Source organism: Listeria rocourtiae FSL F6-920, from assembly GCF_000525975.1.
GTDB classification, from domain to species: domain Bacteria; phylum Bacillota; class Bacilli; order Lactobacillales; family Listeriaceae; genus Listeria_A; species Listeria_A rocourtiae.
This window is the reverse complement of the sequence record NZ_AODK01000004.1, coordinates 12,889-38,077: the sequence shown is the minus strand read 5'-3', so window position 1 is coordinate 38,077 and position 25,189 is coordinate 12,889. Positions and strand designations below refer to the sequence as shown.

Below are 25,189 nucleotides of genomic sequence, written 5' to 3'. Positions count from 1 at the left end.
GCTCATGTATATAACTCAAATAGTAGAACAATTAAAACAAGAAATTCCAACACTTATCGTAAAGGTAGAAGAGGATTTGGCACCGTACACGTTTACAAAAACAGGTGGGAAAGCGGATCTTTTTGTGATGCCTACGAGTCATAATCTAGCCGCAAAAACTCTTGCTTTTGCTTATGCCAATCAGATTCCGTTAACGATTCTTGGCAACGGCTCGAACCTGATTATTAAGGACGGAGGTATTCGTGGTATTGTCATGTACTTGGATGCACTCCATGCTATCAAAAGAGAAGGCACGAAAGTAATTGCTGGTTGTGGCGCAAAGATTATTGATGTATCTCGCTTTGCGCTGGCTGAATCACTCAGCGGTTTAGAATTCGCTTGTGGGATTCCGGGTTCCGTTGGTGGCGCGTTGTATATGAATGCAGGTGCGTACGGTGGTGAAATATCGGACGTTCTTATTGAAGCGACTGTCCTTACAGTGAGTGGTGAACTCCTCCATCTAAAAAAAAGATCAACTAGAGGCAAAATATCGTAGAAGCTCTATCGCAGATCAGCATTACATTGTGCTAGAGGCTGTTTTTGAACTAGCATTAGCTGACAAACAAGCCATCCGCCTAAAAATGGACGAACTAACAGAAATGCGTGAATCAAAACAACCATTAGAATATCCTTCATGCGGTAGCGTTTTTAAACGTCCACCAGGTCATTTTGCTGGAAAACTAATTCAAGAAGCTGGTTTGCAAGGCTACCAAATCGGTGGCGCACAAGTCTCAATGAAGCATGCCGGCTTTATTGTAAATATTGACCACGCAACAGCAACGGACTACATGGAATTGATTGCATACGTCCAAAAGATCGTGTTAGAACAATCAGGTATCTTGTTAGAAACAGAAGTTAAGATTATTGGAGAAGATAAGTAAGCTGAAATCTCTTTAGCCATGGGCTAGAGAGATTTTTTTTATTTGTAGGTTGAGGCATGCACGGAGAATCATTTTTTGTTACAATAGAAGGAGTTAAAACAAGAGGAGGATAACATTTTGGACGCTTTAACCAAATTATTTTACAATCGCAGCTTTCGGCGTGTGCTCGTATTTGTCATTATCGCCGTTATCCTGTATCTACTTAGAAGCATGATTGATATTATCTTGCTGACGTTCATTTTTTCTTTCCTCATCAATAGGTTAGAGAATTTTATTCTGAAACGTATTTCTATCTATCGAAAAATTATTGTTATTATCCTGTATGCGTTTATAGCAATGGGTATTGCGTTGCTGATAGTGAAATATATTCCGATGTTAATTGAGCAACTGGATCAACTTATTCGTTCTATCAATCATTTTTACACGAAACCAAGTAATAATGAGACGGTAAACTATATTATGGGACTTGCGAAAGAATTTGAAATAACGAAATATGCGAACGATGGTATTCAGTTCTTATTCACGTACTTAGCGAATATCGGTGTTGTTGCGATGAATACGTTTATTGCACTCATTTTAAGCTTGTTTTTTTCGCTTGGAAAAGAGCAACTGATCTTGTTCACTAGCAAGTTTGGCCAAAGTAAAGTTGCTTTCATCTATGACGAGGTAAAATATTTCGGATCGAAATTCAATGAGACGTTTGGTAAAGTTATCGAAGCGCAGTTCATGATTGCCTTAGTAAACTGTGTTTTAACAACGATTGCGCTTTGGATTATGGGATTCCCACAACTATTTTCACTTGCCATTATGGTTTTCCTATTAGGGCTCATTCCCGTAGCTGGGGTTATTATCTCTATGATACCACTAACGATTATTGCCTACACAATCGGTGGCGTGAACTATATTTTGATTATCTTGGTGTTGGTCGTTGTAATTCATGCATTAGAGTCATATGTATTGAATCCGAAACTTATGTCAGCTAAAACAGACTTACCAGTTTTCTATACATTCATCGTGTTGATTTTCTCTGAGCATTTCTTCGGGATTTGGGGGTTAATCGTTGGTATCCCGGTATTCATGTTCTTTCTAGATGTGCTAGGAGTTATTAGCAAAGATGAAGTGATGGTGCATCCAGATCATAAAATAATAGACAAGTAAGCTAGAACTGGGAATGTTGATCAAGCAATCTTCCCAGTTTTTTTAATGGAGGTAAGAAGAGTATGAGTCGTTATTTAGTAGTAGTTTCGTTAGATGCATTGGGGGCAGAAGACTTAGAGAATGTAACGGATTTACCGACGCTTGCTTTCTTAAAGGATAACGGGGTCCATGTGGCGGAAGTGGAAACGATTTATCCTTCGCTAACATATCCAGCACACACGACGCTTGTGACGGGACATTACCCAAGAAAGCACGGAATTGTAAATAATACCAAAATACAGCCTGGAACAGCATCTCCAGACTGGTTTTGGTATCGAGATGCAATTAAAGTTCCGACATTATACGATGTTGCGAAACAAGCAGGGCTTACAACAGCGGCTTTCTTATGGCCTGTGGCAGCGCGGAGTTCGATTGATTATAATATTGCAGAGATTTTTCCAAACCGGTTTTGGTTGAGTCAAGTGATGGTATCATTGTGGGGAAGTTCGCCAGGATTTTTGATGGACATGAATCGTCGTTTCGGAAAATTACGACGAGGAATTGCTCAGCCGGAATTAGATGATTTTTTGATTGCTGCAGTGGAGGATACGATTTTGCGAAAGAAACCGAATTTGTTGTTAGCACATTTTGTAGATATGGATAGTATGCGGCATGCGCACGGTGTAAAGTCGCAAGAAGCTCGAGATGCACTGAAACGCCATGATACGCGTTTGGCTAGAATAATCGAAGCTAGCAAACGAAATGGTACATATGAAGAGACTGTGTTTATCGTGTTGGGAGATCATTATCAAATAGATGTGCACTCAGTGATTCAACTTAATGTTTTGTTTGCGGAACAAGGCTGGCTCACTTTGCAGCAAGATAAAATTATTGCATGGGAAGTTTATGCTAAAAGTTGTGATGGCTCATGCTATATTTATACAAAGGGAACGGTGGACCTTGCAGAAATTCAGTCACTTCTTGAAAGCCAGGAAGGTATCGAAAAAACTTTTGATCAGGAAGAGGCCGTAGCATTTGGCGCAGATAAAACGTGCACTCTGATGATTGAAGCAAAGGCTGGATATTATTTTAAAGATAATACTGTTGGTGAAGTGATACAGCAAGTAATGTCTGGTGATATCGGAAATATTGACTTTTATCGAGCCGTTCATGGTTATTCCCCGCAGAAGCCGAATTATGCGACGACAATGATTGCATTTGGTAAGGGGATAAAGAATGGAACTGTGATTCCAAGAGCACGGCTCATTGATGAAGCACCAACATTTGCAGCGATTTTGAATCTTGATTTACCTAATACAGAAGGAGCGGTTATAGAAGCTATTTTTGACTAAGCAAAGGGGATACGTCTAGATGAAGTTGACAAAACAGGAGAAAAGCTGGGTTTTTCAGGATTGGGGAAATTCTGTTTATTCGATTATGATTACGACAGCAATTTTACCAATCTATTTTAAAGGAGTTGCGAGTAATGCAGGAATTGCGGATCATGTGTCGACTGCTTATTGGGGTTATGCAAACTCGCTTGGAACACTATTTATTTCGTTATTAGCGCCTATTCTTGGAACAATTGCCGACTATCAATTTTTCAAAAAAACGCTTTTTTAGTCTATTCACGTGGCTAGGTATTGCTTTTACTGTGGCTTTCGTTTTTGTGCCAAGTGATCAATGGATGCTGTTGCTCATTTTTTATATGCTATCGCTCATTGGCTTTTCGGGTGCAAACATATTTTATGACTCATTTCTAGTCGATATCACTAGTAATGATCGAATGGACAAAGTCTCATCGTATGGTTATGCGTTCGGTTATTTAGGAAGTTGTATTCCATTCATCGCGTTTATCGTTTTTCAAGCTACCGGGATTTTGCCTATTAGCCAAACGATGTTACTAAATGGTGCATTCGTGATGACTGCCGTTTGGTGGGCTGTTTTTACAATCCCGTTGTGGCGCAACGTTCACCAAATGTATTTTATTCCACATGATAAAAAACCTGTTCGCAGTAGCTTTGTCAGACTTGGAAATACACTTAAAAATATTAAGCAGTATCGTAATATCGTACTATTTCTTGTTGCGTATTTCTTTTATATCGATGGTGTGGATACGATTTTTCGAATGGCATCTTCTTATGGTATTGATCTGGGGATTTCTGATACAACGCTTATCATCGTTTTACTAGTGACACAAATTATCGCGTTCCCGTGTACCATTATTTACGGGCAACTTGCGAAACGCTTTGGCGGGAAGCCCCTGATATTGACTGCGATATTCATCTATATTCTCATTTGCATTTATGCCATTTTCATGAAGACAGCAACAGACTTTTGGATATTGGCGATGCTAGTTGGTACATCACAAGGCGGAATTCAAGCGCTTAGCCGTTCTTATTTCGGTAAAATCATTCCCAAAGAGCGCTCCAATGAATTTTATGGATTCTACAACATATTTGGCAAATTTTCAGCAATTATGGGTCCAGCATTAATGGGAGTCATTGCTCAAGTCACTGGCCACACACAATATGGTGTAGCGAGCCTTGTTGTTTTGTTTGCAATTGGAGGTGTGTTATTGTTATTGGTGAAAGCCGAATAGTGGAACTAGTCTATGTAGCTTCGTGGTGGGGTTAGATTTAAGAGCATCAAATTGGATGCAATAAAAGGCTTACAAATCATTACTAGGAGGAAAAAAACAATGCAAAAAAAATATCAAAAAATATCGGCAACATCAGGTATTATGACATTTGATTTAGAGCTAAACAGTGAAATTTCTAAAGTATGGGATCTCATCGCCACAACAAAAGGGTTTGCCCAATGGTTTCCAGAGCTAAGCATTGGCGAACCGGGTGTAGACGGATTAATCTTATTTGATTTTGGGAACGGTGAATATGAAGAAATGACAATCACTGTGTATGAGCCCCAGTCTATTTTGGAGTACACATGGGATAAAAATATGGTCCGTTTTGAATTAGTAGGACAAGATAATAAAATAAAGCTCCGTTTTACAGAGGAAATAAACGAAAAAACAACCCATACGCCGCGTGATATTTCTGGTTGGCATATGTGTTTGGAGAAAATTCAAGGTATTTTAGAAGGAAAGGAAGTTTCATTCACAGAAGACGAATTTTTAGCTCTATTTGATGAATACCAAGCATTGATGAACTAACGAGAGGAGTTATTTTCATGCCTATTATTTTTGACGGTACTTGTATTAATCTGTTTTTGGTGTAAGCTATGTATTTATTGACTATTAGATTAGCAAGGAGGAGGAATCCGAATGAATATTAAGTTAGTGAGTGAAGAGACCAATATTTCCGCGGACACAATTAGATATTACGAAAGAATTGGTCTCATTCCTCCAGTGCCTCGTAACGAAAACGGTATCCGTAAATTTGATGAGGAAGATGTAAGGTGGATTCTATTTAGTCGTCAAATGCGAAATGCTGGGCTTTCGATTGAGGCGTTAATTGAATATTTGAACCTTTTTCGAGAAGGAGACACGACAATCCCTGCACGTGTAGCGCTTTTGAAGTCACAGCGCAATGATTTGCAAAAGCGAATCGATACTATGCAAAGCGCGCTGAATCGTTTGGATTTCAAGATTGAAAATTATAGTAGTCATGTTGTACCAAATGAGAGGAAGCTAAAAAGTTTTTGAAAAAGAGGATAAAAAAATAAGCATTCTAGCTTTTTGCTAGAGTGCTTATTTTTGCGGTTCATCATGCTGATAGGCTAAAATATCGCCAGGCTGACAATCTAACGCCAAACAAATTGCTTCCAGAGTGGAGAATCGAATCGCCTTCGCTTTTCCATTTTTCAGTATTGAAATATTAGCCATCGTAATTCCGACTTTTTCCGACAGCTCGGTGACGCTCATTTTCTTTTTGGCAAGTTGCACATCAATATTAATTATAATCGCCATATATCAATCACCTCAGACCGTCAAGTCATTTTCAGATTTAATAGCTACTGCTTCTTGTAAAAGTTTCTGTAAAACCGCTGCAAAAGTAGCCACAACGATGGAGCCAAATGTAAGAACAAGTCCTATAACCACAAGTCCAGGTGCATCGTCATGCTGTGCTAGAAGATAGAAAAAAGGTAAACTAAAGAAATAAAGCGTACTAATAATAAGCGCACAGTACTTTACATGCTTCAAAGCCCTTACAGAAAGCTCAGAAAATGCCGTCTTTTTATCAATATATGCTAAGACTTTCAACCCTTGATACAAGCCGATGAAAAATGGCACAGCTGCAATCCACATCGTAATTAGAATCGGATAAAGCCGCCGAGTAAATTCTGGATTACTTTTATCCATAGCAAGCGAAGGTAATCCTAGGACACATAAAACAAGTATGACAAGTCCGATAAATAGAATAATAAGCCTTAGCAAAAAGGTCGATCCATGTTTCATAAAAAACACCTCATTATTTAATATTATTATATTGATTATAGCTAAAAAATTATCGTTTTGCAATAAAAAATATTGTTAATTCGATATATCTAACTATCAACCAACGTTTCTTATGTGAGTTTATCTATAATACTGGTGTTAACTAATATTGATTTTGTGACTAGAAGTATTGTAGTGTTAGCAAATAATGGAGAGTGGCATTATGTTTTATAGCAAAAGTATGGAATTTTTGCTACTGAATCATTTAGAATTGCGTCAAGAAACGTTGGAAAATAAGAGCTTATATCATTCTTATTTTTTTATTGGATGGAAAACAGGTTTTATGGTTAATAAAAATACTATTTATCGGGAAATTGTAAGCATCGGCAATGAACTTGATTGTAGATTAACTCTAACAATCCTACGACATTCTTTTGCGATTGCACTGGTAGAAAACGGCTGTGATGTAAGGATATTCAAGCGATCTTGGGACATGCATCTGTATTGACAACCCAAATGTAGGAAAAAGTAGCTATTAGGTCCAAGCTACAGGCCGTTCAGAAATGTCATCCACGTGGTGGGTAAAAACTTTAGAAAAGCGTGAAAATAATGGTTTATGAAAATGATGCTGTAAGGAAGCAAAAAATCGTTGGCGACTTGAATATATATTATGTCACATAAAAATGGCTCGATTAATCTATCTACTTGATCATAATAGATCTAGAAAATGGGTGTTATTTTATAGCATTTTTGCAGAACAGAGATATGCATAAATAATTAGACGTAACAATGTTATCTAATTTGTTGCGAAAACTAGAAAAGATGAGGATTAAAAAGTAATAGAGGAGAACAGTTAACTTACTTTTTTATCGTCATTTTTTCTAGTTTACATAATATATATTATAGGAAGTAATGAGTAGATAATAAAAACAATAAAAAGCATCACTTATCTCTTTTTCAAAAGAAAAATGATGCTTTTTATTTATAAATTAGGATCTTTTTTGAAATTTTGATGAAGTGTTTCGTTTTCATGATAAGCTTGGAACACGTAACCTTTATCGCGCAACATCTTAATCACTTTTGGTAAGGCGTCTAATGTATTTTTATGTTCATGGAACAAAATGACTAATGGTTCATTGCTGCCTTCATAAGCATTTACTTGTGATAGAACATTTTGGTATATCCGTTCGGTGTTTCCAGAACCATATCTCCAATCATTGCTATCAATATTCCAATCAACTAAGCGGAAACCATTTTGCTTCGTTTCTTTTATTTGTTTATCAGTAAGATATGTGCTGCCATATGGTGCACGAATTAAGTTGGTACGAATGCCACTAAGTTTTTCGAAATCATCACGTTCGCGACTCATTTCATGAATAAATGTAGGATCTTTTTTGCGATATAACTTTTTTGCATTGTGTGTGTAGCTATGTAAACCAATAACAAAACCACTATTAATCATGCGTTGATACGTTTCTTTATCTGCGTTTTTCAACTCATTCCCAATGAAGAAAAAAGATGCAGGAGCTTTCTCTTTTTCAAGGACTTCTAAAAATTGTTTTAAGTGTGTGCTAGGTCCATCATCAAACGTTAAATAGACAACCTTTTTTCCCGGATGCTGGTCCTGGTGGTTTTTCGGGAGCAGAACTGATACTTTGCTGTTTGGGTGGAACTTTCCAATGCTGTATAGAAACGGCTTCTGCTTTTAGCACGAGCAACTCTTTAGATGAGGCGTTGTTTGTGAATAAATTACTTGTTAAAGCTAAGCCTCCGACTGTTAATACAAGGGTCGCCAAAACAATCGCAATAAGCCATTTAAATTTTGACGACTTAATATTTTTTGCTGTCTGTGCTTTTCTGCTTTTTCTCATTATTATTAGGTCCTCCTTTTCTTTATTAGTATAATTTAAACATAGTTTTCTACATAATTCAAGAATTTTATGCATCAAAATGATTTTTTTGACACATAAAAAGTTTTTTTTGTAACATAAAAGCAATAAAAAAAGCGCAAAATGTTATTTGCGCTCAACATACTAATTAATATTTTTGTGTTTCTAAAATAGTGTTGGCCATTTTTACAACCTCATCTTCTGGTGCCTTGATACCTTCTAGTGGATATCGAATACCAAGATTCTCCCACTTGTATACACCCATCGTATGATAAGGTAATACTTCCACGCGTTGAACATTTGATAGTGTTGTAATAAATTCGTGCAACTTAGTCAAATCATCAGGATCATCCGTTTTTGTAGGGATGAGTACATGACGAATCCAAATTGGCTGTCCCTTATCAGCAAGATACTGTGCGAAATCAAGAATTGGTGCATTTGAACGTGTGGTTAATTTTAAGTGTTTCTCTGGATTAATTTGTTTAATATCGAGTAAAATTAAATCTGTTACTTCCATTAAGCGACCTAGTTTTTCAATGAATTCAGGATCTCTTGTAAAGCAACCACCACAAGAATCAATCGTTGTATGGATTCCAGCTTTTTTACAAAGGGTGAATAGTTCAATCAGAAAATCTACTTGTAGCAAGGGTTCTCCTCCGCTAACTGTAATCCCACCATCTGAAGCATCCATGAAAGCTTTGTATTTATAAGCTTCCTCAAAAACATCCTGAGCAGTTCTTTCCTCCCCGATTCCAATCTTCCATGTATCCGGATTATGGCAAAATTGGCAACGCAATAAGCAGCCTTGCATAAAAACAATAAAACGAATACCAGGACCATCCACAGTCCCCATTGTTTCTACGGAATGAACACGACCAATAACTTCAGACATCTGACTCTCTTCCTTTCAGGTGATAAATTTACAACAGATAGGGATTGCTTATCACAATCCCTAAAGTCTCATGCTTTTTCTTTCTCAGTTTGAGAAATGATTACATAGATTCGTGCATTGTACGGTGTATAACATCCAACTGCTGCTCGCGTGTTAATTTGATAAAGTTAACGGCATAACCAGATACGCGAATGGTTAGTTGTGGATATTCTTCCGGGTGATCCATCGCATCAAGTAATGTGTCGCGGTTGAAGACGTTAATATTTAAATGGTGCCCCATTTTTGTGGAATAACCATCGAGCATTGCTACAAGGTTATTAATTTGTGAATCATCTTCACGTCCTAGCGCTTTTGGAACGATGGAGAATGTATTTGATATACCGTCTTGTCCATATTCGTATGGAAGTTTTGCAACGGATGATAGAGATGCTAGCGCGCCTTTTGTATCACGACCATGCATTGGATTTGCCCCTGGTGCAAACGGTTCGCCAGCACGACGTCCGTCTGGTGTGTTACCAGTTTTCTTACCGTAAACTACATTAGATGTGATAGTAAGAACAGATGTTGTATGAACAGAATCGCGATATGTTTTATGTTTCCTTACTTTTGTCATAAATGATTTCAAAAGATCTACTGCGATTTCATCTACACGGTCATCGTTGTTTCCATATTTAGGATAGTCGCCGATAATTTCGAAATCAACAGCGATTCCATTTTCGTCACGGATTGGTTTAACTTGGGCATGTTTGATAGCGCTTAGCGAGTCGGTCGCAACAGAAAGTCCAGCAATACCAGTTGCCATAGTACGTAATACGTGTGTGTCATGAAGTGCCATTTCTAAGCGTTCATATGAATATTTATCGTGCATGTAGTGGATAACGTTTAAAGTATTTAGATACAATTCTGCAATCCATTCCATCATTTCATCAAATTTAACCATTACTTCTTCGTAATCTAATACTTCGGAAGTAATTGGTTGGAAAGCTGGACCAACTTGTACTTTTGATTTTTCATCCACCCCACCATTAATTGCATAAAGTAATGTTTTAGCAAGGTTGGCACGTGCGCCGAAAAATTGCATTTGTTTACCGATACGCATTGCGGAGACACAGCACGCAATCCCATAGTCATCTCCCCATTTAGGGCGCATTACATCATCATTTTCATATTGAATAGCACTTGTTTTGATAGACATTTTAGCGCAGAATTTCTTGAATCCTGCTGGTAGTTGTGTTGACCAGAGCACGGTTAGATTTGGTTCAGGAGCTGGTCCAAGATTATTTAATGTATGCAAGAAACGGAAGGAATTCTTTGTTACTAGTGGCAAACCATCTTCTGAAATTCCACCGATTGATTCTGTAACCCAAGTTGGGTCTCCAGAGAACAATTCGTTGTAATCAGGTGTACGAGCAAATTTTACAAGGCGTAGTTTCATAATAAAATGATCCACGATTTCTTGTGCTTCGGCTTCTGTGATTGTGCCGTTGCGAAGGTCGCGTTCTACAAAAATATCAAGGAATGTAGATGTACGGCCTAAACTCATCGCTGCACCATTCTGCTCTTTGATTGCTGCAAGGTAACCAAAGTATAGCCATTGGAAAGCTTCTTGCGCTGTTGTAGCTGGTTGTGAAATATCAAAACCATGTGAGGCACCTAGTTGTTTTAATTCAGCAAGCGCACGTATCTGTTCGTTCAATTCTTCACGCAAACGGATAATATCATCGCTCATTGTGCGGAGGCCTGTGTTTTTTAAATCAGCTTTTTTGTCTTCAATTAAGCGATCCACACCGTATAAAGCAACACGACGATAATCACCAATGATGCGACCGCGTCCGTATGCATCTGGAAGACCTGTAATAACACCTGATTTACGTGCGGCACGCATTTCATCATTATAAGCGTCAAAAACGCCTTGGTTATGTGTTTTGCGCCAATCTCTGAAAATGCTCGAAATTTCTTTGTCTACTTCATAACCATAAGCTTCACATGCAAGCTCTGCCATGCGTATTCCACCAAATGGTTGTAATGCGCGCTTGAAGGGTATGTCCGTTTGTACCCCTACCACTGTTTCTAAATCTTTGTTTAAGTATCCAGGATTATGTGATGTGATAGTCGATACGATTTTTGTATCCATATCCAGCACGCCACCATTTTCCCGCTCTTGCTTCGTTAAATCCATTACTTGATCCCATAATTGTGATGTTGCAGCTGTAGGACCTACTAGGAAAGTGTCATCCCCTTCATACAATCTGTAGTTCTTCATAATAAAGTCTCTTACGTCAATTTCATTTTCCCAATTACCACCAGTAAATTCAAACCATTGTTCCTTCATCACGGAAACCTCCTACGTTTCATTGTTCATTTATGAGCGTTAAAAATTGAGCAAAGTTACCACGAGTAACTTCTATACTGTTATCATACCATAAAATAAAAATAATGCTACAGTTTTCACATATAAATTTTGTTACTATCCACTTGACTTAAAGTGTTTTCATCGTCTTAATAGCCATAAGTGATTGATATCACATAATTTATTGAACTGCTATGCCTGGCGAATAAGTATAAAATAATTTAGTTGAAACATTTTAATATTCCTGTACTACTCAAAAACAGTATTACTGTTATGGTACAGATTTTTTCTTGTTTTACTGTATTAAAATTAAAAGCGTTGCTACATCTAGTTTTATATATATCTGTTTCAAATAAAAAACTAACCTCTATTTTTCGAGATCAGCTTCTATATCTTCTAAATGAGGCATTCCAGTTTGAGCGCCAATTTTTGTAGTACTTTGTGCAGCAGCTTGGTTTGCAAAATGGACAGCTTCATGTAATAGCACCCCTTTTGATAGAGCAAAAGCAAAGGCGCCGTTAAATGTGTCTCCGGCTCCGGTAGAATCTTTAACATCTACATCGATTGCAGGTATATCCTTGGATTCGTTATACTCATAAATACGAACCCCCTCCTTCCCTCGAGTCATAAGAACGGCTTTCGTATGTCCACCTAAAATATCGTTTGGGAGCTGTTTAAACTCCGTCTCATTTGGTGTCAAATACGTAATCTTTCGCAAAAAGGAAACCGGAAAATAATCTACAGGAGCAGGATCAAATACAGTTGGTATACCAAATCTTAGCGCAATATCTACAGCCTTTTCAATAATCGAAAATGGAATCTCATTTTGTAACAACACAATCGCTGCATCAGTAATAATCTTCTCTAACTGCAAATCATCCGGCCATTCGTTATTCGCACCTGGAGCAACAATAATCCGATTGTCCCCATGTTCCCGTAAAATCACCGCCAAGCCCGTCGTTAAATCTACACTCCGAATGTGCGTCACGTCAATGCAGAATGAATTGAGATTAGCTAAAGCATCTGCGCCAAATGCATCATTTCCAATCATACCAACCATCACGACATCACCACCAAGTTTCGCAGCAGCCACTGCTTGATTAGCCCCCTTGCCACCAGGCGAAATCAATGCGTCCTGCCCTTTCACTGTCTCGCCAATATTTGGCATCTCGGCTAATTCTGTCGTAATATCCATATTAATACTTCCAATAACAACAATCTTTCCCATCTTGCGAATCCCTCATTTCCAAAGTGATTTTTGAGATGTCGTGATAGCCGTTGCTTTTGCTGTTAGAATTTCATCGACTTGCTTTTGCGTCGTAATCAAACCACCCGCGATGACCGGGATATGAAGTAGTTCCGTCATCTGTTCTACCATCGTAGGCAAAATTCCGGGTAATAATTCAATATAATCCGGTTTTATTTTTTGAACAAGCGCCGTTCCTTTCGTAAATGCACTCGAATCTAACATAAACAACCGCTGAATCGCTAGTACTTTTTGCTGTTTCGCTTTTAAAATAACGTTCCCTCTTGTCGAAATAATACCAGCTGGGCGAACATCTTGACATAAGAAGTCCACCGCATATTCATCATTTTTTAAACCGTGGATTAAATCAGCATGTAAAAGTACTTTTTTACCACCAGAAGCAGCCAAATTTACGAGTGATTTTAGTTGCCCCACCTGTGTTTCCAACATCACCATGTATTCCGCATCTAAGCTGAGAATTTTCTCAACATCCCGATGATTATGCGCGGCAGGTATGACAGTTTGACCATTAAACGACATTTCATTCTCTCCCTTAAAATTTTACATAATACGTTTAAACATTTTTTCGAGTTCATAGGTTGAATATGAAATGATTACGGGGCGACCGTGCGGGCATGTGAAAGGATCGCTTGCATCGCGTAACGTATCGAGTAATTGTTCCATATCAGCTTGCGTCAAATAGTGATTCGCTTTAATCGATTTCTTACAACTCATCATGATTGCCGCATCTTCACGCAATTTATGAATACTCACTTGTGGTTTCGTGAGCGCTTCATCTAAAATGTCGCGCAATGTGCTCTCTTCTTCACCTTTAGGAAGCCATGTCGGATGTTCTCGAATAATAAAGCTATTTTGCCCAAAGTTCTCAAGAAAAACACCTACCTCTTCTAATTTTGCTTTCTGATCGCGTAGTTTAATAAATTCATCCGTTGAAAAATCTAGGACAATCGGAACGAGTAACTGTTGCAACTCTCGATCGACTTCCCCAATTTTTTCTCGATAAAACTCGTATTTAATCCGTTCTTGCGCTGCGTGTTGATCAATCAAATACATCCCAGTCTCATTTTGCGCAACGATATAAGTTGCATGAACTTGACCAACAGGATACATTTTTGGCATCCGTTCTTTTGGCTCGATTTCTTCTGTAGTTTGAGATGTATCATATTCCACTAAATCTTCATTAATAAAAAGTGGTGGTTCATTCGGTAATGCATCACTCGTTGGCAACTCAGTAGGTGCTTTTGGTGCTGTGGATTGGCTAGGTTGATACGTATAGGTAGGAGGTGTAAGCGGCTTTGGCGTATCCGCTTTTTCTTCTTCCTTATCAAAATTTATTGCCAACTGTTCTGACGCTATTTTCTGCTTTTTGGAAGGCGTAGCATCAGGGATTAGTTGCTCTTTATGAAAAGCTGCTTTAAGCGTGTTAGCAATGAACTGTCCCAACTCAGCTTCCTTGCTAAGCCGAACTTCCAATTTGGCAGGATGCACGTTCACATCAACAATAAGTGGATCCATCTCAATTTGCAAAACTAAAATTGGAAAGCGTCCAATTGGAAGTAGCGTATGGTAACCATCTTGAATTGCACGAACAAGTGCATAATTTTTAATGAACCGCCCATTCACGATTGTTGAAATATAGTTGCGATTAGAGCGATTAACCTCAGGTAGTGCAGCATAACCAGATAGTTTGAAATCTAGGGACTCTGCTTGGATTGGAATCATTTTTTTTGCGACTGCCAATCCATAAATCGAAGCCATCACCTGTTGTAAATCGCCATTCCCATTCGTTTTTAGTAGACTTTTCCCGTTATGAGAGAAACGAAAGCTAATCTCTGGATGTGATAAAGCTAAGCGGTTCATAATATCTGTAATATTACCAAGCTCTGTATGCAAACTTTTTAAATATTTTAGGCGTGCTGGTGTATTGAAAAATAGATTGGAAACTTGAATTTCCGTTCCTTTTCTAGCCTGAGCACTATGTTTTTCGACCTCATTTCCACCCTCTACAACAATCTTTGTACCTGCACCATCACCGGTTGCCGTTGTCATCTCCAAAAATGAGACCGAAGCAATACTCGGTAAAGCCTCCCCGCGGAAACCTAGCGTATGCACACGAAATAAGTCGTGTTCATTCTTAATTTTACTCGTAGCATGGCGTTTAAAAGCGACCGAAACTTCTTCTGCGCGAATTCCGACCCCATTATCAATAATTGTAATCTTATTCAATCCACCTTCTTCCACAAGTACATCAATCACTGTACTTTTAGCGTCAATGGCGTTTTCAACAAGCTCTTTCACAACCGAAGCAGGGCGTTCTACCACTTCACCAGCCGCGATTTTATTCGATAAAGCATCGGTCAATTCGATAATGTGAGCCATTTTATGTTCACCTTTCTTTCCTTATAGTTTCGCTTTTTTCTGTAATTCATAGAGTGTTGCCATCGCGTCCATCGGCGTCATATGCATCAAATCGATATTTTTAATTAGTTTAATCAAGGACTGCTCTTGCTTTGTGCGCACTGTTTTTTCCTCAATTGGAAACATTGATAACTGGACTTCTTCATGCGTCTCAGGCACATCGACAGCCACAGCTTCTTCAGGTACGATAATTTTATCTTCCGAACTCTCCAACTGCTCTAAAATATGACGCGCTCGTCCAATCAATTTTTGCGGAAGGTTGGCAAGCTCTGCGACGTGAATCCCGTAGCTTTTATCCGCGGGGCCATCCTCAATTTTATGAAGAAACACGACTTTTCCATCCTCTTCCACCGCACTAACATGAATATTATGCATATGTGGCAACGTCTCGTCTAAAATCGTTAATTCGTGATAATGCGTTGAAAACAAGGTTTTGGCGTGAACTTCCTCGTGAATGTATTCAATGATTGCTTGAGCTAATGCCATGCCGTCATATGTTGCTGTTCCACGCCCAATCTCGTCAAAAAGAATGAGACTATCTGCGGTTGCATTCACAATCGCATTGCGCGCCTCCAGCATTTCCACCATAAATGTGCTCTGCCCAGCAATTAAATCATCTGCTGCACCAATCCTCGTAAAAAATTTGATCGAAAACGGGCAATGTCGCCTGCTCTGCCGGAATATAACACCCAATCTGTGCCATAATCGCAGTAAGCGCAATTTGGCGCATATACGTGCTTTTACCAGACATATTTGGTCCAGTTATCAATAATATGCCACGTGATTCATTCATCACACAATCGTTCGCTACGTAGCTCTGGGCACCCATCACTTTTTCCACTACAGGATGGCGTCCTTGAATAATCTCTAAATGTCCAGTCTTATTCATTATCGGTTTCACAAAATGATTGTTCTCACTAATATTCGCAAAGCTTTGTAAGCAATCAATCTCACTAATAACCTTCGCTAAATGTTGTAATCGCTCAATGTATTCCTTTACTGTTTCACGTACCGCAATGAAAAGTGAGTATTCTAGTTCAATGCTTTTTTCTTCTGCATCCAAAATTAGGCGTTCTTTTTCCTTTAAATCAGGTGTGATATAACGTTCTGCGTTCGTTAATGTCTGTTTTCGCTCGTATCGATTTTCAGGCAACGCTGCGATGTTCGCTTTCGTGACTTCGATATAATAACCAAATACGCGGTTAAAGCCGACTTTTAATGATTTAATACCAGTGAGTTCGCGTTCTTGGCGTTCCAATTCTGCAATCCAGGTTTTTCCGTTGCGACTGGCATCACGATATGTATCCAACTCTGCGTTGTAGCCATCCTTAATAATTCCGCCTTCACGAATTGAAATCGGTGGTGACTCGTTAATCGCACGCTCTAGCACATCAGCAAGTGTATCACATGGATCAACTTCCTCGATAATCCGCGTCAAGTTCGGCTGATTCATCGCTTTTAGTGTTTCCTTCACAAGTGGTACCTGGTACAATGAGTTTTTCAACTGAATCAAATCTCGTGCATTCACGTTTCCGTAGGCTACACGTCCAGCCAAACGCTCCAAATCATACACCTGTTTCAGCAACTCCATCAGTTCCATACGCTCAAAGTAATGATTAATAAAGCTAGTAACATCTTGCTGCCGCGCCTCAATTTGATTCAAGTGAATGAGCGGTCTGTCAATCCATTGCTTCAACAAACGGCCACCCATCGCAGTTTTCGTCTGATCCAGCAACCATAATAAAGTGCCTTGCTTGCCTTTTCCGCGAATGGATTCTGACAACTCTAAATTCCGCTTTGAATAATAATCCATTTTCATATACTGACTTGTCTCATAATGTACCGTTTTTTGCAAATGCGATAAATCTCTTTTTTGCGTGTCAATAAAGTAATTTAATAACTTTGCAATTGCTTTTTTCTCAATCGGGTGAATCGTATTCGTCACTAAGCTCTCATATCCATCTGGTAGCTCATTGTTATTTTCATACGAAATAAAAAGTCCTAGCTGTTCACGAACAGCCTCTGGAAACGCTTCGCTGAACTCAATTCCCACAACCATTTCCTTTGCGGATAACGTGGTCAACTCATTAATCAGACGATCCTCGCCCATCGCAAGTACGGTTGATTTTAGCTCGCCTGTTGAAAGATCACAATAAGCAAAGCCATACTCTTTCTCCTCATGTTGAAAAACCGCCACAATAAAATTGTTCTCTTTCTCTTTTAAACCCTTCGCTTCCATCATCGTTCCAGGGGAAATCAGCTGCACGACTTCACGTTTTACCATCCCTTTTGCCAATTTGGCGTCCTCGACCTGTTCACAAATTGCCACTTTATAACCTTTGTCAATCAACGTATCAATATAACCTGCTGCCGAATGGTAAGGTACACCACACATTGGAATTGGATTATCCGAATTACTCGCCCGAGCGGTCAGTGTTATTTCTAAAATTTGTGACGCTTGAATCGCATCTTCAAAAAACATCTCATAGAAATCTCCTAATCGGAAAAACAGAAATGCGTCTTTATAATTTTCCTTAATTGCTAAATACTGCTTCATCATCGGCGTCGCTTCTACTGCCATTCCAATCAACCCTTTTTCTCTTTGTTTAAAAGTTATTTTGTCTCATTATTATATCATAAGGAAGTCAAATCATGAAGAAAAGCCCAATTTTGCACGAAAAAACGATGCAGCTATTGAAGCATATGCATCGTCCAAATCTTATTTCCGTATTTCCGAAGTCACCTTGTAGCTTATCTGCCGTGTAATACTTTGCAATAAATCATTTGCTTCTGCCTGAGAGCGTCTGAATTCCTGCACAATCGGCAAATGATCTATTTCAGCTGTTAACGCATCGATGTTGTCTTCGGTTTGCTTCACCGCGCCAAACTTTTGATAATGCTCTAAATTGACTGCTTCTTTCTGTAACTTTTTGATATCACGCACTTTCGTGGTAACTTTTTGGTTCGTATTGATTTTCGCTTCAGCTGCACGATAAAATGTAACAGCTTCCGTTGCTTGAAGAGCTACTTTCAATTCATGCGCTTTGGCGATTATTGCTTCTTTTTGATAAGTCAATGTGTGACACCTCCTTCATTAAGACGTGAATGGATGATCCTCATTAATCAAAATCCGCTCAATTTTGCTAGCGCGTCCAGTCGTATCGTTAATACTGATCAGGCAACCTGATAAAACAGAGCGACCATTTTTAGGCACCTCGAAGCGAGAAGGCATAGCAGTCAAGAAACGTCGTAAACTCGCCTCTTTATCCATGCCAAGAATACCATCATAAGGCCCAGTCATTCCAACATCTGTTAAATAAGCGGTTCCTTGTGGCAAAATCCGATTATCTGACGTTTGTACATGCGTATGTGTCCCAACAATCGCTGTCACACGGCCATCTACATACCAGCCCATCGCTTGCTTCTCACTCGTTGTCTCTGCGTGAAAATCGACAAAAATAATATTTGTCCGTTTCGAAGCTACCTCAATTAATTCGTCCATTTTGCGGAACGGATCATCTAAGTCGGACATGAACACACGACCTTGCATGTTAATAACCGCAACTTCCAACATGTTGCTCTTAATAAATACGAGTCCAGTCCCTGGTGTCGTTTCTTCCGGGAAATTCGCAGGTCGTACCAAATATTTCGCATCATCGATAAATTCAAAAATATCTCGATTATCCCAAGCATGGTTACCAAGTGTCACCGCATTGGCTCCTTGCTCTAAAAACTGTTTATAAATTTTCTCTGTAATCCCGCGTCCAGCCGCTGCATTTTCACCATTAATAATGGTAACTGTGGGCCGGTAAGCCTTCTTTAGCTGTGGCAAATACTCGGTAATCATATCGCGACCGATAGACCCCACAACATCCCCGATAAATAATAATTCCATAACCTAATTCCTCACTCTCTATATGTACACTATTATAGCGTGAAACGAGCCAAAAAGCCCGTCCTATTTTCCAACAATAGCACTGCGTCTTTCTAAAAGAGCCACATCTCGAAAAATGCCGTCCATTTCCCCTAGTTTTTCATGAACACAAAGCGTTTTAAATCCGAATTTATTGTGTAATGCAATACTTGCCACATTTTCAGGAAAAATTAGTGATTGCAATGTCCAAAAACCAGCTTTCTCACTTTCTTCCACAATATGGGCCATAAGCGCTGTCCCAATTCCTTTTCCAGTAGCCTCTGGATCAATATAAATACTGAGTTCTGCGACCCCACGATAAGAAGGCATTTTTGAAAAGGCTAATAATGCGGCCCAGCCGATTGTCACACCATCTTCAACGACGACAAAACGACAGTCATGTAAATATTTCTGATTCCACTCTTCAAATGTTGGTACAATTTTTTGAAACGTCGCATTACGCCCATCAATTCCCGTTTGATAAATACGAGCAACATCAGCATAATTCTCTTTTTTAAAATTTCTGATTTCCCAGTTTTGCATGTCTCCAACTCCCATACTAGATTACAGCATATTATAGCTCTGTTTTTCGGGATTACGCAAGGAAATTGCTTTTTTATAGGAAACAAAAACGCAGCTCCAAATCGGAACTGCGTTTTTGTTGTGTGATTACTTCGCATACTCAACAGCACGCGTCTCACGGATAACAGTCACTTTGATGTGACCAGGGTACTCAAGTTCTTCTTCAATCCGCTTTCTAATGTCTCGAGCCAGGCGGTAGGAAGCTAAGTCATCGATAGAATCAGGTTCTACAATAATACGAACTTCGCGTCCGGCTTGAATAGCATAAGATTTTTCTACACCATCATAAGACTCGGAAATCTCTTCTAATTTTTCTAAACGACGAATGTAATTCTCTAATGTTTCACTACGAGCGCCAGGTCTAGCGGCTGATAGTGCATCTGCTGCTGCGACTAGAACAGCAATAACAGATGTTGCCTCTGTGTCCCCATGGTGGGACGCGATGCTGTTAATAACGATATCATTTTCCTTGTATTTCGTGGCAAGCTCGACGCCAATCTCGACATGGCTTCCTTCAATCTCATGATCGATTGCTTTACCGATATCATGAAGGAGTCCAGCGCGCTTGGCCATTGTTACATCTTCTCCAAGCTCACTAGCCAAAATTCCAGCTAATTTCGCAACTTCCAGAGAATGATTCAAGACGTTCTGTCCATAGCTTGTACGGTAGCGCAAACGACCAAGAATCTTGATTAAATCCGGGTGTATTGAGTGAATGCCAACTTCGAATGTTGCTTGTTCTCCGACCTCACGAATATGTTCGTCAACCTCTTTGCGAGCTTTATCGACCATTTCTTCAATCCGTGCTGGGTGAATCCGTCCATCTTGTACGAGTTTTTCTAAAGCGATTCGCGCGATTTCGCGACGAACAGGATCGAATCCGGAAAGGATAACTGCTTCTGGCGTATCATCAATAATTAAATCAATACCAGTGAGTGTTTCTAGAGTTCGAATATTGCGACCTTCACGACCAATAATTCGACCTTTCATCTCATCATTCGGTAAAGTTACAACGCTTACTGTCGTTTCAGCAACATGATCTGCGGCTGAACGCTGTATAGCTAGAGAAAGAATATTTTTAGCTTTCTTATCTGCTTCTTCCTTCGCACGAGTTTCAGATTCTTTTACCATCACTGCTGTGTCGTGTGACAGTTCCTCTTCTACTTGGCTTAAAATAACATTCTTAGCCTCATCTTTGGTAAGGGCAGATATTCTTTCTAACTCTACTTGTTGTTTCTGTGTCATCTCTTCAACTTTGCTTTCTTTTTCTTCAATTTGTTGTTGACGTTTACTGATACTCTCCTCTTTTCTTTCAAGAGTTGCTTCCCTTTTACTTAAAGAAGTATCTTTTCTGTCGAGGTTTTCCTCCCTTTGTAATAAGCGATTTTCTGACTTTTGTAATTCCCCTCTTCGCCCACGAAGTTCATTTTCGATTTCAGTACGTAACTTATGATTCTCTTCTTTTCCTTCAAGTAATGCTTCTTTCTTCAAGGTTTCTGCTTCTTTTTTAGCATCTTCCGTGATTAATTCAGCGGTTCCTCTAACAGCGGCAAGCTTCCGCTCAGAGCTTGATTTATAAATCAGAGAACCAACAACCAGACCGACGATCAAGAAAAGCAAGCTGGAGATGATTGTGATTACGAGTTCCATCCTTACACCTCCTTTGCTATTCAATTCTTTTTAATGGTTATGTCGGTTGTCAGAAGTGTTCCTGACACGCGTGTATTTTTTCATTTTGAAATGTAAAATATACACTCTAATTCTATCTGTCAATCTACGTATTGTCAAGAAAAGCGAAAGATGTAAGCGGGAACAGATTGTTGGAGTTGTCCGCAATGAATCGAGATACAATCTCAATATCGCAAAATTACCGAAAAAGATAAGCCGCCCATTTGGACGGCCTATAACATTAATCTTCATCAAGTAAATTGATTTCTTCCGGTAATGTATCCTCTGTTATATTTGGATTCACATCGATTTCATATTCTTGGCGAACTCGTTTTGAGATTTCATCACGAATTTCTGGGTGTTCTTTCAGATATTGCTTCGCGTTCTCACGACCTTGACCAATGCGCTCCTCGTTATAGGAATACCATGAGCCGCTCTTATTGATTACATCAATCTCGGATGCCATATCGACAAGTTCGCCTTCACGTGAGATACCTTGGCCGTACATCACATCGACCTCAGCTACACGGAATGGAGGAGCTACCTTGTTTTTGACGACTTTAATTTTCGTTTTGTTACCAATAACATCCGTACCTTGTTTTAGCTGCTCTGCACGTCTTACTTCTAAACGAACGGTAGAGTAAAACTTAAGTGCGCGCCCACCAGGTGTTATTTCAGGATTACCGAACATGACACCAACTTTTTCACGGATTTGGTTAATGAAAATCGCGATTGTTTTTGATTTATTAATGGCACCTGATAGTTTACGTAATGCTTGGGACATCAGACGTGCTTGTAAACCGACATGAGAGTCTCCCATTTCACCTTCAATTTCAGCACGTGGTACAAGCGCTGCTACGGAGTCGACAACTAAAATATCAACAGCGCCACTTCGAACTAACGCTTCTGCGATTTCTAATGCTTGCTCTCCAGTATCTGGTTGTGATAGTAGCAATTCATCAATATTTACACCAAGGTTTTTGGCATATGCTGGATCTAGTGCGTGCTCGGCATCGATAAATGCTGCTGTGCCACCTTGTGCCTGTACTTCTGCAATGGCATGTAGAGCAACGGTTGTTTTACCAGAGCTTTCTGGTCCGTAAACTTCGATGATTCTACCGCGTGGATACCCACCAACTCCAAGTGCAATATCGAGGGCTAATGAGCCACTTGATATTGTGGAAATATTATGGTCGGATTGCTCTCCTAACTTCATAATGGAACCCTTACCGAATTGTTTCTCAATTTGTTTTAACGCCTGATCTAAGGCCGCTTGACGATCACTCACATTATTGCCTCCTAGTCTTTGTATACTATCTAATTTTTCATGTAAAAACAGTATTTACCGTACATCTATTTCCCGGCTGTTTTTACTGCCTATAGATACTATACCTTATTTTTTTTTAGATATACAAGCAAAAAGCGAATATTTGTTCGCGTTTTTTTTTTAGTGTGTGCTATTATGGTCTGCCATCGCTACTATCCATTCTTAACTATGCCTTTATTATAGCCGTTTCACAGGTATTCGTCTAACCTTTTTTTAGTATTAGATTTCTTATTTTTAAATCCCTTATTTTACTTTTTTGTCGCTTTTCTCATCTAAAAAAGCTTTAATTAATGCAAAACCTTCTTTTACCGCTCGGCGACGATTATAATTACGGTCACGGCTGAAGGTATAGCGATAGGCAAGTGTAGGACTACCAACAACACTGAGTCCAATCCAAACAGTCCCAACTGGATTTCCTTCGAGTTCACCTGGACCCGCAGCGCCAGTGAAACTAATACCCATATCTGTTTTACATAATTTGCGAATATTATCAGCCATTTCAATCGCGCAAGCTTGGCTAACAACACCTTCTTGTTCGATTGTTTCTTTGGAGACGTGTAACAATTCGTGCTTCATTTCTGAACTGTAAGTTACCATACCACCTTTAAAAATTTTAGAGATGCCGGTTGTCCCACCTAATTCTGCTTGAAATAAACCAGCTGTGAGGCTTTCTGCGGCTGATATAGTCATATTAGCATCCATGAGCTGCTGGATTACTAAATCGACAAGTGTGACGTCTCCTGAGCCATATATGTAAGCTCCATCTCGCTTGATAATCTCTTCTTCCGTACTGGCAATTAGGCGCAATGCTTCTTCTCGCGTTTTGGCAGATGCTGTAAGTCGGATGGTAACTTCATTTTCTCCTGCATACGTTGCGATGGTTGGATTCACTTGAGCTGCAATCAAATCTCTTAAATCGTCTGCTAATTTCGATTCACCAATACCAAAAAAAACGTATTATTTTGGATTCTAGTATAATTTCGTGGTCACTATTTTTTAGTAGAAGTGGCTTGGCATATTTTGTGAACATTGGTTGCATTTCGGATGGTGGACCCGGAAGTAAAAGGTACGTGTGTTTCTTAGATTCAAGTAACATTCCTGCTGCAAAGCCAAAATCATTGGATAGAACATGAGAACCTTCAATAATTTCTGCTTGCCGCTTGTTATTTTCAGACATTTTATCTTTTCTTACTGCAAAAAATTGTTCTATTTTTGCTAGATGATTGTTATCGTAAAGAATGCCTTTTTCCAAGTGGCCAGCGAGAATTTGTTTCGTTATATCATCTTCTGTTGGGCCTAAACCGCCCGTGAAAATCAAGATGTTACTCCGATTCTCAGCGATTTCAATAACTTTCTTCAAGCGTTCGGGATTGTCGCCGACGACGGTATGATGGTATACATAGATACCACATTCGGCCAGTTCTTTGGATATAAAAGCAGCATTGGAATTCACGATTTGCCCAAGTAATAGCTCGGTTCCAACTGCAATAACTTCTGCACTACGCATAAGAAACACGCCCTTTCTATATTCTATATATTACAACAATTCATTCCAAAAACAAGAAAAAACGACCTGTCACATAATGTGAGAAGTCGTTTTTAATATTACATGGAACCTTTAAAAATATTTCTGTTTTTGTAGAAATAATCCCAGCCAGACCAAACCGTGAAAAAGGCGCAAACGTATAGGAATACAAGATCCACACGAATACCGGTCCATTCAAACGGCCAATTGTGAAGGAGTAACAAAGGAATTGCAATCATTTGAGTGAAGGTCTTAATTTTTCCTAATTGCCCGGCTGCCATGACTTCACCGCCTTCTACAAGGAGTAAACGTAAGCCAGTTACAGCAAATTCACGGCTAATGATGATGATAATCACCCAAGATGGCGCAATATGCTGTTCAACTAATATGATAAAAGCTGCAGCAACTAATAATTTGTCAGCCAGTGGATCGGCAAATTTGCCAAAGTTGGTAATCAGATTATATTTTCGGGCTAAATGACCATCAAACCAGTCTGTTAATGCGGCTACAATGAAAATAATTGCAGCGATGATATTGGCAACTGGAATATTAGAATCGAGCCATGTAACCGTTCCAAGCCCTAATGGAGCCACACATAATATCACGAAAATTGGTATCAAAATAACGCGCGCCACTGTTATTTTATTAGGTAAATTCATCTCTTCATCCCCTTTTCATTTAAAAATATGTAATAAGTCAGCGTGGCAATGAATGCTTGATGCACAATAAGCATTTATCGTCACGCTGTCATTAAAAAATTAGTTATTCGGCATTACTGTCTGCACTTGTGTCAGAATCTGAGGTTGTTCCAGCATCTGTACTGTTAGCAAGATTAATCGTTAATTTCTGTGTAATAGAATCTTTAGCTAATTCCGCCGCTTGATTATTGATTTTCATCGTTACTG

Annotated in this window: 20 protein-coding genes and 4 pseudogenes; 6 read left to right on the top strand and 18 right to left on the bottom strand. The window is 39.2% G+C overall.

Annotated elements, in window-relative coordinates:
• The first annotated feature begins 4 nt into the window (after positions 1-4).
• The 6 genes and pseudogenes from murB to PROCOU_RS01005 all read left to right on the top strand — a co-directional run bounded on the left by murB (position 5) and on the right by PROCOU_RS01005 (position 5,721).
• Positions 5-920 (top strand): annotated as a pseudogene (murB, locus tag PROCOU_RS01030) (UDP-N-acetylmuramate dehydrogenase).
• Positions 921-1,037: 117 nt separating this feature from the next.
• Positions 1,038-2,078, top strand: coding sequence for an AI-2E family transporter (locus tag PROCOU_RS01025; RefSeq protein WP_077913276.1), 1,041 nt, complete (start codon positions 1,038-1,040; stop codon positions 2,076-2,078).
• A gap of 62 nt (positions 2,079-2,140) precedes the next feature.
• Positions 2,141-3,409: an alkaline phosphatase family protein gene (locus PROCOU_RS01020; RefSeq protein ID WP_036069102.1), complete on the top strand. Its 1,269-nt coding sequence runs from the start codon at positions 2,141-2,143 to the stop codon at positions 3,407-3,409.
• Between the two features lie 19 nt (positions 3,410-3,428).
• A pseudogene (locus PROCOU_RS01015) lies at positions 3,429-4,659 on the top strand (MFS transporter).
• Positions 4,660-4,758: 99 nt separating this feature from the next.
• Entirely contained in the window at positions 4,759-5,229 is a 471-nt protein-coding gene (locus PROCOU_RS01010; RefSeq protein ID WP_051994034.1) for an SRPBCC domain-containing protein, read from the top strand.
• Positions 5,230-5,340: 111 nt separating this feature from the next.
• On the top strand, positions 5,341-5,721 hold the full coding sequence (locus PROCOU_RS01005; protein ID WP_036069100.1) for a MerR family transcriptional regulator: 381 nt from the start codon (positions 5,341-5,343) through the stop codon (positions 5,719-5,721).
• 45 nt (positions 5,722-5,766) lie between these two features.
• On the opposite strand, the gene PROCOU_RS01000 is transcribed toward PROCOU_RS01005, so the two are convergent.
• The 18 genes and pseudogenes from PROCOU_RS01000 to PROCOU_RS19165 all read right to left on the bottom strand — a co-directional run bounded on the left by PROCOU_RS01000 (position 5,767) and on the right by PROCOU_RS19165 (position 25,181).
• Positions 5,767-5,985, bottom strand: a complete 219-nt coding sequence (locus PROCOU_RS01000) for a helix-turn-helix domain-containing protein (RefSeq protein WP_036069098.1) — start codon at positions 5,983-5,985, stop codon at positions 5,767-5,769.
• A 12-nt stretch (positions 5,986-5,997) separates the two neighbouring features.
• Positions 5,998-6,474 carry a DUF2975 domain-containing protein gene (locus PROCOU_RS00995; protein WP_036069096.1) on the bottom strand — a complete coding sequence of 159 codons (477 nt, stop codon included), beginning with the start codon at positions 6,472-6,474 and terminating at the stop codon, positions 5,998-6,000.
• A 961-nt stretch (positions 6,475-7,435) separates the two neighbouring features.
• Positions 7,436-8,098: a polysaccharide deacetylase family protein gene (locus PROCOU_RS00985; RefSeq protein WP_244266202.1), complete on the bottom strand. Its 663-nt coding sequence runs from the start codon at positions 8,096-8,098 to the stop codon at positions 7,436-7,438.
• Entirely contained in the window at positions 8,037-8,324 is a 288-nt protein-coding gene (locus PROCOU_RS00980; protein ID WP_036069094.1) for a hypothetical protein, read from the bottom strand. The genes PROCOU_RS00985 and PROCOU_RS00980 overlap by 62 nt, the downstream gene beginning before the upstream one ends.
• A 166-nt stretch (positions 8,325-8,490) precedes the next feature.
• On the bottom strand, positions 8,491-9,234 hold the full coding sequence (gene pflA, locus PROCOU_RS00975; protein ID WP_036069093.1) for a pyruvate formate-lyase-activating protein: 744 nt from the start codon (positions 9,232-9,234) through the stop codon (positions 8,491-8,493).
• Between the two features lie 100 nt (positions 9,235-9,334).
• Positions 9,335-11,566: a formate C-acetyltransferase gene (gene pflB / locus PROCOU_RS00970; RefSeq protein ID WP_036069092.1), complete on the bottom strand. Its 2,232-nt coding sequence runs from the start codon at positions 11,564-11,566 to the stop codon at positions 9,335-9,337.
• A gap of 385 nt (positions 11,567-11,951) precedes the next feature.
• On the bottom strand, positions 11,952-12,812 hold the full coding sequence (locus tag PROCOU_RS00965) for a ribokinase (protein ID WP_036069090.1): 861 nt from the start codon (positions 12,810-12,812) through the stop codon (positions 11,952-11,954).
• Positions 12,813-12,824: 12 nt separating this feature from the next.
• On the bottom strand, positions 12,825-13,370 hold the full coding sequence (locus tag PROCOU_RS00960; RefSeq protein ID WP_036069089.1) for a glycerol-3-phosphate responsive antiterminator: 546 nt from the start codon (positions 13,368-13,370) through the stop codon (positions 12,825-12,827).
• 21 nt (positions 13,371-13,391) lie between these two features.
• Entirely contained in the window at positions 13,392-15,230 is a 1,839-nt protein-coding gene (mutL, locus tag PROCOU_RS00955) for a DNA mismatch repair endonuclease MutL (protein ID WP_036069088.1), read from the bottom strand.
• Positions 15,231-15,251: 21 nt separating this feature from the next.
• Positions 15,252-17,850 (bottom strand): annotated as a pseudogene (gene mutS, locus PROCOU_RS00950) (DNA mismatch repair protein MutS).
• Between the two features lie 138 nt (positions 17,851-17,988).
• Positions 17,989-18,345, bottom strand: coding sequence for a YlbF/YmcA family competence regulator (locus tag PROCOU_RS00945; RefSeq protein WP_036069086.1), 357 nt, complete (start codon positions 18,343-18,345; stop codon positions 17,989-17,991).
• 18 nt (positions 18,346-18,363) lie between these two features.
• Entirely contained in the window at positions 18,364-19,164 is an 801-nt protein-coding gene (locus PROCOU_RS00940; RefSeq protein WP_036069084.1) for a TIGR00282 family metallophosphoesterase, read from the bottom strand.
• 63 nt (positions 19,165-19,227) lie between these two features.
• Positions 19,228-19,725 (bottom strand): GNAT family N-acetyltransferase, encoded by a 498-nt coding sequence (locus PROCOU_RS00935; RefSeq protein WP_036069083.1) that lies wholly within the window; start codon positions 19,723-19,725, stop codon positions 19,228-19,230.
• 126 nt (positions 19,726-19,851) lie between these two features.
• Positions 19,852-21,414, bottom strand: coding sequence for a ribonuclease Y (rny, locus tag PROCOU_RS00930; RefSeq protein WP_036069082.1), 1,563 nt, complete (start codon positions 21,412-21,414; stop codon positions 19,852-19,854).
• Positions 21,415-21,673: 259 nt separating this feature from the next.
• The gene (gene recA / locus PROCOU_RS00925) at positions 21,674-22,720 is read right to left on the bottom strand and encodes a recombinase RecA (RefSeq protein WP_036069081.1); all 1,047 of its coding nucleotides are present in this window, start codon (positions 22,718-22,720) and stop codon (positions 21,674-21,676) included.
• A gap of 282 nt (positions 22,721-23,002) precedes the next feature.
• Positions 23,003-24,266: pseudogene (locus PROCOU_RS00920) on the bottom strand (competence/damage-inducible protein A).
• A gap of 98 nt (positions 24,267-24,364) precedes the next feature.
• Positions 24,365-24,943, bottom strand: a complete 579-nt coding sequence (gene pgsA / locus PROCOU_RS00915; protein ID WP_036069080.1) for a CDP-diacylglycerol--glycerol-3-phosphate 3-phosphatidyltransferase — start codon at positions 24,941-24,943, stop codon at positions 24,365-24,367.
• Positions 24,944-25,046: 103 nt separating this feature from the next.
• Complete coding sequence (locus tag PROCOU_RS19165) at positions 25,047-25,181, bottom strand: hypothetical protein (RefSeq protein ID WP_425268378.1); 135 nt, start codon at positions 25,179-25,181, stop codon at positions 25,047-25,049.
• Positions 25,182-25,189: the final 8 nt, after the last annotated feature.